The sequence below is a fragment of the Arthrobacter sp. Y3221159 genome (assembly GCF_059089885.1).
Genome location: NZ_JBNHFC010000037.1, coordinates 1 through 9,384, shown reverse-complemented (window position 1 = coordinate 9,384; position 9,384 = coordinate 1). Strand labels below are relative to the sequence as shown.

Below are 9,384 nucleotides of genomic sequence, written 5' to 3'. Positions count from 1 at the left end.
TGAACGAGTACATCCGCTGGTACAACAACGAAAGAATCTCGACAAAGCTCGAGGGCCTGAGCCCGGTGCAATACCGTGCTCAGGCCCTCGCGGCTTAAGCTCTTACTTACCCAGTCCAACTTTCGGGGACCAGTTCAATGAGACGGAACCCCTTCGCGGTGTGTGCGGGTGACTAGGCCTGGCTGGCGCCCTTGTCCCCGTTCATGTTGGCAGCGATATTCTTGGTGGCCGTCTTCGCGTCAGTGGCAATCTTGGCCGTGGTTTCGGCAGCATCATCCGCCACGTGCTTGGCCTTGTCCGCCACGTCCCCGGACTTGTCCTTAACGGTGTCCGCACTCTCGGACACTGTGCCCGCACCTGCAGCGGCAACCGAAGCCGAGGCGTCGCTGGCCTTGTCAGCAGCGTCAGCCGTGGTTTCCTTGACCTCGTTGACAGTGGAGGCTGAAACCGGTGCCGGCGTCGGAGCTGGAGTCACGGGTGAGGGCGTCTTCCACGGGTCCTCAACGGGCTTGGAGGCCTTCCAGGCGGCAACGCCAGCAGCCACAGCCGCAGCAATGACGCCGAAGACCAGCCAGCCGCGCTGCTTCTTGGGCGGTTCCGGCTGGGCCAGCTGAATTCCGACGGTACGTCCGGCTTCCGTTGCGGCCGCCTTCAGCTGGGTGCCGGTAGCCTGGGCCTGCTCTTGGAGGGCGTGGATGATTCCAACGTCACCGAGCTTCTGGGCGACTGCATCCACGCGGGCCGGAGTGCCCTCCAGGGTGCGGTGGACGGCGTCGGACGCGTGGCCGATCTGGTCCGAGAGCCGTGGAAGGTACTCCACCACAACGCGGTCGCGCGCGTTCAGGACCACCGGGGTGGCCCTGTCCAGTGCCTCGTGCAGGCGCGGTGAGGCGCCCTCGACGGCGTCGTTGATTTTCGGGGCTAGCTGCGCCAGGCCGTCCTGAATCCGGGGGGTCACGGTGGCAACCCCGTCGGCCAGGTTGTGCGCCGCCGTCTTCAGCCCTTCCTGGATCTTGGGAGAGGCGGTATCCAGGCTGTGCTGGAGGCGGGGAACCGCCCAGTCCACAGCTGCTTCCACACGGGGGGCGGCCCAATCCTTGGCATTCTCAACTGCCCCGATGACTGACAGCTCAAGGTCACGGGCAATACGATCCGATTTCTTCACAACTACCTCCCGATTAATGTGACGGTCTGTGGTTAGCCTACGTGGCTTGATCTTCACCTGCTATTCCCACCGCGGATTTCAGGGCGATTTCACCCAGCGCGGAACTGCTGCAGCAGCCGCAACCGGCAGGGACCGGCGTGGAAGAATGGGCCCTATGACTGCAATCGCAACCGCAAAAGCAACCATCCACACGAGCCTCGGCGACATCGTTGTTAACCTCTTCGGCAACCACGCGCCCAAGACCGTCAAGAACTTCATCGGCCTCGCCACCGGCGAGCAGGCGTGGACCCACCCGGAGACCGGCGAGGACAAGACCGGCACTCCGCTGTACAACGGGACGATTTTCCACCGCATCATCAAGGACTTCATGATCCAGGCCGGCGACCCGCTGGGCCGCGGCACCGGCGGACCGGGCTACCGCTTCGACGACGAAATCCACCCCGAGCTCAGCTTCAACCAGCCCTACAAGCTGGCCATGGCGAACGCCGGCATCCAGATGGGCAAGGGCACCAACGGTTCCCAGTTCTTCATCACCACCATCCCCACCGACTGGCTGCAGGGCAAGCACAGCATCTTCGGTGAAGTGGCTGACGAGGAATCCAAGAAGGTTGTCGACGCCATCGAAGGTGTCCGCACCGGCATGGGCGACCGCCCCGTGGAGGACGTCACCATCAACAGCATCGATATCGAGCAGCTGTAACACCAGACCATGAGTTACGGAATTCCGTCGGCTGAGCCGTCCGCCCAGGTCCCGGTATGCCCCCGGCACCCTGACCGGCCGTCCTATGTACGCTGCCAGCGGTGCGGGCGCCCCGCATGCCCCGACTGCCAGCGGGCGGCCGCCGTCGGATTCCAATGCGTCGACTGCGTCAACGAGGCAAAGCGTACGACGCCGGAGGTACGGACTGTCTACGGCGGCGCCGTCGCGGCCGGCAAGCCAAGGGTGACGTTCGGGATCATCGCCGTGTGCGCAGTCCTGTACGTCCTGCAGTGGCTGATCCCCAATGACGCCATTTACCAGACCCTTGGCTTTGCCAACATCTACGCCGAGCCCCGGTACGGCCAGTTTGAGCCGTGGCGGATGCTCACCGCGGCGTTCCTCCACTCGCAGGGGTTCATCCTGCACATTGTGCTGAACATGTACATGCTGTGGGCCTTCGGGCAGGCGCTGGAGCCCCTGCTGGGACGGGCACGGTTCCTGGCGCTGTACCTGATCTCGGCCATCGGCGGCTCGGTCGGCTACCTTCTGCTGACCCCCCTCTACGAACCCGGCAGGCCTCTCTATGGTGTAGTGGGCGCCTCGGGAGCCATCTTCGGACTCTTCGGGGCCATGCTCCTGGTACAGCGCCACCGTGGGGGTGACACCCGCCAGCTGTGGGTGCTGATCGCGATCAACGGCGTGATCGGTTTCGTAATCCCCCAGATCGCCTGGCAGGCCCACCTTGGTGGCCTGGTTGCAGGCGGGCTGTGCGCGGCAGTACTTGCTTATACTCCCCGCGGTCCTCGCCAAGGCATGCTCCAGGCGGCCGGGCTGGCGGCTGTGCTGGTCCTCCTCGCCCTAGCGGCGTGGGTACGCGTCACGCTATAGCCGGACCCGCAACGGGCAAAGCCCACAATCTCGAACGAGGCGCAAGACCCCCGGCACCCGCAGGTGCCGGGGGTTCTGTTTTTCCACAGCCCTTATCCACAGTGTTAATAACTTACATCCGTGTCATTCACGACCGCTTCGTGCGCCAGCGTCCGCTTTCCGGGACTTTTCCAAACGGCAGGGCGCTTTTCTCCACACTTGTGGATAACTCTTGGGGATAGACCTGTGCTTAAGTGGACAAACCGCGCCTTTCCGGGTGGTTTGTGGATAAAGCCTTGGATACCCTGGCTTCCAGTGGAGTGATGACCGCAGCAGGCGATCCTTTCAACAGTCTTATGCACACTGTTAGTAACTTCTGCCGGTGTAGTTCCGGTCGCCTTTTCACCTTGGATCCCAGCGTGCAGGCCTTGGCTGGCAAATAATCCCCAACCGGTTTCCACAGCTGTGGATAACTTGTGGGTATTGGAATGTTGGTAAGTGGATAAGCTTCAAGTGCCGCTTGCCCATCCCGCCCTTCCAGGAGGACCTTCCTTGACCGCCACACAGCACATCTTCCTCGACAAGCAGCACCCTGCTGTCTGGCGCGCTATCAACGGGCTGGCCCTGAAGGTCAAAGAAGCGGCCGCGGACGCCGGGATAGACGCCAGGACCCTGGAACTCCTCAACGTGCGTATCTCCCAGATCAACGGTTGCGCCTATTGCCTGGACCTCCACGTCCGGGAAGCACTCGAGGCCGGGGAAACGTCGCAGCGCCTGGCGGTGTTGCCGGCATGGCGCGATACGGCGCTGTTCACCGAGAAGGAACGTGCCGCGCTGGCCCTTGTGGAAAGCATTACTGAACTCCCCGGCCAGCACCTCCGCGAGCAGGAGGAGGGCACGGCCAGGAAGTCCCTGACGGAGGAGGAATTCTCGGTGGTCAGCTGGGTGGCGGTCAGCATGAACGCCTTCAACCGCATCTCGATCGTGAGCCACCATCCGGTCCGGCGTGACCGCCAGGAAAGCTAGCTGCACTTCCCCCAGCGGGGATTATCCACAGGGTATTCCACAGTGTTAATAACCGAATGGCAGGGGCATGTTTTACCGCCTGGCCCCAGTGGGCGCCGGACGGTGGATAAGAGGCAGCGTTATCCGCAGGTTTTTCAACATTGTGGATAACTTTCCCAACAGTTGGGGAGAACGTCCTAGCTGCCTGGTTCCGGCCATACCCCGGAGGAACCCCGGCGGTGGCTGTCCAGGAGGTGGGTATCCACCATTCCGATTGCTTCCATCAGGGCGAACATGGTGGTGGGCCCCACGAAGGCGAAGCCCTTCTTACGGAGGGCTTTTGAGAGTGCCACCGACTCCCCGGACTGGGTGGGGATATCGGTGTGCACAACCGGGTGCGGCGTGGACGCGGGGCGGAACTGCCACACGAAGTCCACCAGGCCGCCCTCTTTCCGCAGGGCAATGGTGGCCTGGGCATTCTTGATGGTGGCGAGGATCTTCATGCGGTTCCTGACGATGCCAGGATCCTGCATGAGCCGCTCCACGTCGGCGGCAGTGAACAGCGCTACCGCGTCCGGACTGAAGCCCTCAAAGGCGGAGCGGAACGCCGGCCGCTTGCGCAGGATGGTTGCCCAGGACAGCCCGGCCTGGAAACCCTCCAGGCAGATCCGTTCGTAGAGGCCCTGCTCGTCGGTAACGGGAAGGCCCCACTCCTGGTCGTAGTACTCCCTAAGCAGTGGATCCGATGATGCCCAGGCCGGGCGGGCGAGGCCGTCGTCGCCGACTATCGCCGAGCCGGCAGTGTCGGCAGCCATCCGGTTCCTCCTGGAGTCCGTCGGATTGTTGGAGAAGAAGGCCTAGGAGCGCCAGCGCGTGGTCATCAGGAAGCCAATGATGGCAATGCCGAAGCCGGCCACGATGTTCCAGGATCCCCATGCCTGGACCGGAAAGAGACCTTCGCTGATGTAGTACGTGATGATCCAGAACAGCCCAATGATCATCAGCCCGAACATGACGGGCTTGAACCATACGGGGTTCGGCTTGTACGCCTGCGGGGAAGCCGGCTGGACGGTGCTGTCGGTCTTCTTTCGCGGCTTTGACTCGGGCACTGGGTCTCCTTGGCGGCTGGGCAAGCTCGGCGTGCCGGGCTTGATATCCTGCAAGAAGGAAATTGCCAGCGGTCTGCGCGATCTTGGACAAATCTTGATTCTTACTAGCAGCCAATTCTAGCCGGACTTCCTGGGCCCCCGGTGCCCAGCGGAACCGCCCCGAGGAGAACGCGTGGTATTGCAGGAGAAGGCGAGGCCCGCCGTTGCCCCGGCTGCCGGCGTCGGAATAGTACGCATGACCATCCAGATACTCGGCGAACTCCTCATCACCGCAGGCATCATCCTCCTGTTGTTCGTTGCCTGGCAGCTGTGGTGGACCAACGTGGAATCGGATGCGCGGCAGAGCGAAGTCATCAAGGAGTTTGCCCAGGACCTCGGCAACCCGCCGCCGGCCCCCGCCCCGCAGGAAGCAGACGGACCCGCGCCCGCCGAGGATTTCGGACCACCGGTGGTGGGAGCCGCCCCCGGCCACGCCGGAACCATCGGCATCATGTACATCCCCCGCTTCGGCACCAGCTACACCCGGCCCATCGTGCAGGGCACCACCAGCGACGTCCTGGACACCCTTGGCCTTGGCCATTACGCCACCACGGCCATGCCCGGGGCGGTGGGAAACTTCGCCGTCGCCGGCCACCGGCAGACGCACGGCGCAGTGCTGGACAACATCCATACCCTGGTTCCAGGCGACAAGATCTATGTGCAAACCAAGGACGGCTACTACGTGTACGTCTTCCGCAACAACCAGATCGTGATGCCCAGCCGCACCGACGTCCTGGAGCCGGTGCCAACCCTTCCCGGCGTCACACCCACGGAAAGCTACCTCACCATGACCAGCTGCAACCCGCGTTTCGGGGCGGAAGAGCGCATCATCGCCTACGCCCTGCTGGACAGCTGGCGGCCGGCCTCCGCCGGTCCGCCCGCCGAAATCGCCGCGCAGGTGGCGGCAGCGATAGGAAAGGGCTGAGCATGTACGGATGGATTTTCCGCCACCTTCCCGGGCCCTTGTGGCTGCGGATGGTCACCTCGCTGGTGCTCATTGCCGTTGCACTGGTATTGATGGTCCAGTTCCTTTTTCCGTGGATGTCCGAGTACACCCAGTTCACTGACTCAACGATTGGTGCAGCAAACCAGCCATGACCACAACCAAGATCCTCGTGGTGGATAACTACGACAGCTTCGTCTACACCCTGGTGGGCTACCTCCAGGAACTCGGCGCCGAGACCACCGTGGTCCGCAACGACGACGTCACCCTCGCCGAGGCCATCGAACTGGCCGGCACCCGCGACGGCGTCCTGATCTCACCCGGTCCGGGCAACCCGGCCGAGGCCGGTGTCTGCATCGAGCTGATCCGGTGGTGCGGGGAGAACAGCGTCCCGATGTTCGGCGTGTGCCTGGGACACCAGGCGCTGGCGGAGGCTTTCGGCGGCAAGGTGACGCATGCCCCGGAGTTGATGCACGGCAAGACGTCACAGGTGGAACACATTGGCACCAGCGTCTTCGCGGGACTCCCCTCCCCGGTCACGGCCACCCGCTACCACTCCCTGGCTGCAGTGCGGGAGACGATTCCGGATGTCCTGGAAGTGACGGCAGAAACTGCCTCCGGTGTGGTCATGGGACTCCAGCACCGTACCGCTCCGCTGTGCGGTGTCCAGTTCCACCCGGAATCGGTCCTGACTGAGGGCGGCTACCAGATGCTCGGCAACTGGCTCGAGTCGCTGGGCATGAAGGGTGCGGCCGCACGGGCTGCCAAGCTGAGCCCGCTCATCCAGCACTGACGCACCCGGCGCTGGCCTAGAGCAGGCCCTTCTTGCTGGGCGTCGCCGTAGCCGTCGCCGTCGGCGTCGGGGTTGCGGTGGGCGACGGCGGGGGTGGAGGCGGCGCCTTGGCCACCACGATGCTGATCGTCTTGCCCTGCTCCACGGCGGCGTTGACGGGATCGCTCTGGTCCGTCACGCGCCCGGCCTCCACCTGCCCGTTTTCCACCTCGATGACATTCGGGACCAGGCCCAGTTCCTTGAGGGCAGACTCGGCCTCCTCCCGGGTGCGGCCGCGCAGTTCGGGGACTGCCACCTTGCCCGTGGAGACCACCAGTTCAACAGTGGTTCCAACGCCCACCATCTGGCCGGGCGCAGGGCTGGTGGTGATGACGATTCCCGCCGGGACCGTGGCGCTGTTGGCGGTGGTGGTGGACGGGGCGCCCACCAGCCCGCTTTGGCGCAGAATGTCCCGGGCAGCAGCCTCCGTCTTGCCGGGAAGGCTCTCCGGAATCTTGACGGCGCTGGGACCTTCCGAGATGTTCAGGACCACCTCCGTGCCCGGGTTCAGGGCTCCGGACGCCGGTTCGGTGCCGATGGCGGTTCCCTTGGCTACGGTGTCATGCTGCAGCCGGACAATCCTGGGCGGGAGGCCGGCCTTGTAAAGTTCCTGCAGGGCGGCGGACTCCGTCATCCCGGCTACCGCCGGGATTTGCACCTGCACGATGGGCGCGGGCCGGTTCACTGTGTCGTAGAGCCACAGGCCACCGCCGGCCAGGACCAGCAGGGTGACCACCACCAGGGTGGCTATCCACGCACGACGGCGGGACGTCTGCCGCGAAGTCCGATCCCGCTCGGGAGCAAACCCCAACGGCAGGGGCGCGGCGGCCGCGTTCTCCTCCTCAGGGGCGGGCAGGGCGGCGGTGCCGCGGTCGGAGTAGGCGGAGGTGGCGGCCAGCCGGCCGGTGGGAGCGTCATCCAGGAAACTCGCACCGGTGGCAGCGAAGGCCTGGGTTGCCGGCGCCGCTGCAGGCACATAGTCGTTGGGGTCGGTGGGGGCTTCCGAGGCGGGGACTGCCATGACCGGAATTCCGGACCTCGCCGCGCGAAGGGCGCGCCGGAAGGCGGCGGCGTCCTGGAACCTGTCATCCCGGTTTTTCTGCAGGGCCTTGGCCAGCACGGAGTCCAGTGCCGGGGACACGTCGGGGTTCACGCTGCTGGCGGGCTCCGGTATCTCCCTGACGTGCTGGTAGGCCACGGAGACCGGGCTGTCGCCGATGAAGGGCGGCCGGGACGTGAGCATTTCATAGAGCAGGCAGGCAGCGGAGTACAGGTCGCTGCGCGCATCCACTGTTTCGCCCCGGGCCTGCTCCGGCGACAAATACTGGGCCGTACCCACCACGGCCTGCGTCTGCGTCATGGTGGCTGAGGAATCGGCGATGGCACGGGCGATGCCGAAATCCATCACCTTCACCGAGTCGGAGCCCTCGCAGTACATGACGTTGGCCGGTTTGATGTCGCGGTGCACAATTCCGGCCTTGTGGCTGTATTCCAGTGCGGCCAGGACGCCCAGGCAATAGTCGATGGCCTCGTCGATGGTGACGCGGTTGGCGCGGATGAGCTCGCGGATGGTCTTGCCCTCCACGAATTCCATCACGATGTAGGGCACGCGGACGGATTCGGCGGATCCGTCCGGCACCAGGTGTTCCCCGGTGTCATAGATGGCAACAATGGACGAGTGGTTCAGCGCCGCAACCGCCTGGGCCTCGCGCCTGAACCGGGCCTGGAACTGGGGGTCCCGGGCCAGGTCGGGGCGCAGCAGCTTGATGGCCACTGTGCGCCCCAACCGGGTATCGGTGCCACGGTAGACGTCAGCCATGCCACCGCGGCCGATCAGGCCGCCCAGTTCATAGCGGCCGTTCAGGACACGCTGGTTGTCCACCGGGAGGCTGTCCTCCCGGTGCATTGGGGTGCGCGGTGACTCATTCACTGGCTGTCCTGGGGCTACGGCTTGCAGGTTGGCGGGGCACCCGGAAGTTCACCGTCTGCGCAGTCAGGCAGCAGCGACGTCGCGGTGGGCGCTGCCACCGACGACGTGGTGGGAACCGGCGTCGGTGTCTGGGTGGGTGTTGGGGCCGGCGGGGCGACGGCATAGGTGACAGTGATGGGCGATCCCACCGGCAATGGTCCGGTCGGGTTCAGTCCCACTACCCTTCCCGGTGCGGCCTCATTGGTCTGCTGCGGCTGGACCGTCACTGCGAGGCCCAGGCTGGAAAGTTCCGACTGGACTTGGCGGTAGTCCTTGCCGAGGTATGCCGCCGGAATCACGTTGACAGTTGCCGGCTGGGGCTCCTGGGTGGGCGTCGGTGTGTTCCTCGTGACGGTGGGCGTGGGCGAGGCCCTTGTCGGGGTGGGGCTGGCGGTGGTGGTTTGTGGGCTGGACGACGGCGGGCTGGACGTTGCGCCGTCTGACGGGAACAGGATCCCCCGCTGGTTCAGGAAGAACCCCACCAACGCGAACAGCACCAGCAGGATCAGGGCGATGAGGGGCCAGGTCCAGGGGCTGCGGCCCTTCCGCTCGGGCTCATCGGCGGGCTCGTCGTCGTACGTTGTCTCTTCCGGCACCCAGTTGCGCTCGGCAGCCAGCGCGTTGGCGCGGGCCAGCGGACCCTGCGGGCCGTCCGTATCGGAGGCAATCCGCAACGGTGACATCAACGCAGCACGCGCCGCCGTACCCGGCATGCTTCTTTTCGATGCGTCAACCGGCCCCATTACCGCCCCCGT

The 9,384-nt window shown here is 64.9% G+C and carries 12 protein-coding genes; 7 read left to right on the top strand and 5 right to left on the bottom strand.

Annotation, left to right across the window (positions count from 1 at the left end; translation table 11 throughout):
• Positions 1-98, top strand: a 98-nt coding sequence (locus AC5RT3_RS20355) for an IS3 family transposase (protein WP_494125076.1), incomplete at its 5' end; no start/stop codon positions are given.
• A gap of 74 nt (positions 99-172) precedes the next feature.
• On the opposite strand, the gene AC5RT3_RS20350 is transcribed toward AC5RT3_RS20355, so the two are convergent.
• Entirely contained in the window at positions 173-1,165 is a 993-nt protein-coding gene (locus AC5RT3_RS20350; protein ID WP_494125074.1) for a hypothetical protein, read from the bottom strand.
• Between the two features lie 154 nt (positions 1,166-1,319).
• Between AC5RT3_RS20350 and AC5RT3_RS20345 the strand changes: the two genes are divergently transcribed.
• The 3 genes from AC5RT3_RS20345 (at position 1,320) to AC5RT3_RS20335 (ending at position 3,758) form a co-directional block, all read left to right on the top strand.
• Positions 1,320-1,865, top strand: a complete 546-nt coding sequence (locus AC5RT3_RS20345) for a peptidylprolyl isomerase (protein WP_009359538.1) — start codon at positions 1,320-1,322, stop codon at positions 1,863-1,865.
• 9 nt (positions 1,866-1,874) lie between these two features.
• A complete protein-coding gene (locus AC5RT3_RS20340; RefSeq protein ID WP_494125073.1) occupies positions 1,875-2,753 on the top strand; it encodes a rhomboid family intramembrane serine protease in 879 nt (292 codons plus the stop codon).
• Positions 2,754-3,284: 531 nt separating this feature from the next.
• Complete coding sequence (locus AC5RT3_RS20335; protein ID WP_494011387.1) at positions 3,285-3,758, top strand: carboxymuconolactone decarboxylase family protein; 474 nt, start codon at positions 3,285-3,287, stop codon at positions 3,756-3,758.
• A gap of 176 nt (positions 3,759-3,934) precedes the next feature.
• On the opposite strand, the gene AC5RT3_RS20330 is transcribed toward AC5RT3_RS20335, so the two are convergent.
• Positions 3,935-4,552, bottom strand: a complete 618-nt coding sequence (locus tag AC5RT3_RS20330; protein WP_494011386.1) for a DNA-3-methyladenine glycosylase I — start codon at positions 4,550-4,552, stop codon at positions 3,935-3,937.
• Positions 4,553-4,594: 42 nt separating this feature from the next.
• Complete coding sequence (locus AC5RT3_RS20325; protein ID WP_494011385.1) at positions 4,595-4,846, bottom strand: cell division protein CrgA; 252 nt, start codon at positions 4,844-4,846, stop codon at positions 4,595-4,597.
• A 172-nt stretch (positions 4,847-5,018) separates the two neighbouring features.
• On the opposite strand from AC5RT3_RS20325, the gene AC5RT3_RS20320 reads away from it, so the two are divergent.
• The 3 genes from AC5RT3_RS20320 to AC5RT3_RS20310 are packed head-to-tail and all read left to right on the top strand — an operon-like array spanning position 5,019 to position 6,621.
• Positions 5,019-5,810, top strand: a complete 792-nt coding sequence (locus AC5RT3_RS20320) for a class E sortase (RefSeq protein ID WP_494125072.1) — start codon at positions 5,019-5,021, stop codon at positions 5,808-5,810.
• Between the two features lie 2 nt (positions 5,811-5,812).
• A complete protein-coding gene (locus AC5RT3_RS20315) occupies positions 5,813-5,983 on the top strand; it encodes a hypothetical protein (RefSeq protein WP_494051991.1) in 171 nt (56 codons plus the stop codon).
• Positions 5,980-6,621, top strand: a complete 642-nt coding sequence (locus AC5RT3_RS20310) for an aminodeoxychorismate/anthranilate synthase component II (RefSeq protein ID WP_494011382.1) — start codon at positions 5,980-5,982, stop codon at positions 6,619-6,621. The genes AC5RT3_RS20315 and AC5RT3_RS20310 overlap by 4 nt, the downstream gene beginning before the upstream one ends.
• Before the next feature lie 16 nt (positions 6,622-6,637).
• Here AC5RT3_RS20310 and pknB read toward each other — a convergent pair whose 3' ends face one another.
• The gene (pknB, locus tag AC5RT3_RS20305) at positions 6,638-8,566 is read right to left on the bottom strand and encodes a Stk1 family PASTA domain-containing Ser/Thr kinase (RefSeq protein WP_494125075.1); all 1,929 of its coding nucleotides are present in this window, start codon (positions 8,564-8,566) and stop codon (positions 6,638-6,640) included.
• Positions 8,567-8,604: 38 nt separating this feature from the next.
• Positions 8,605-9,384, bottom strand: a 780-nt coding sequence (locus tag AC5RT3_RS20300; protein ID WP_494125071.1) for a PASTA domain-containing protein, incomplete at its 5' end; no start/stop codon positions are given.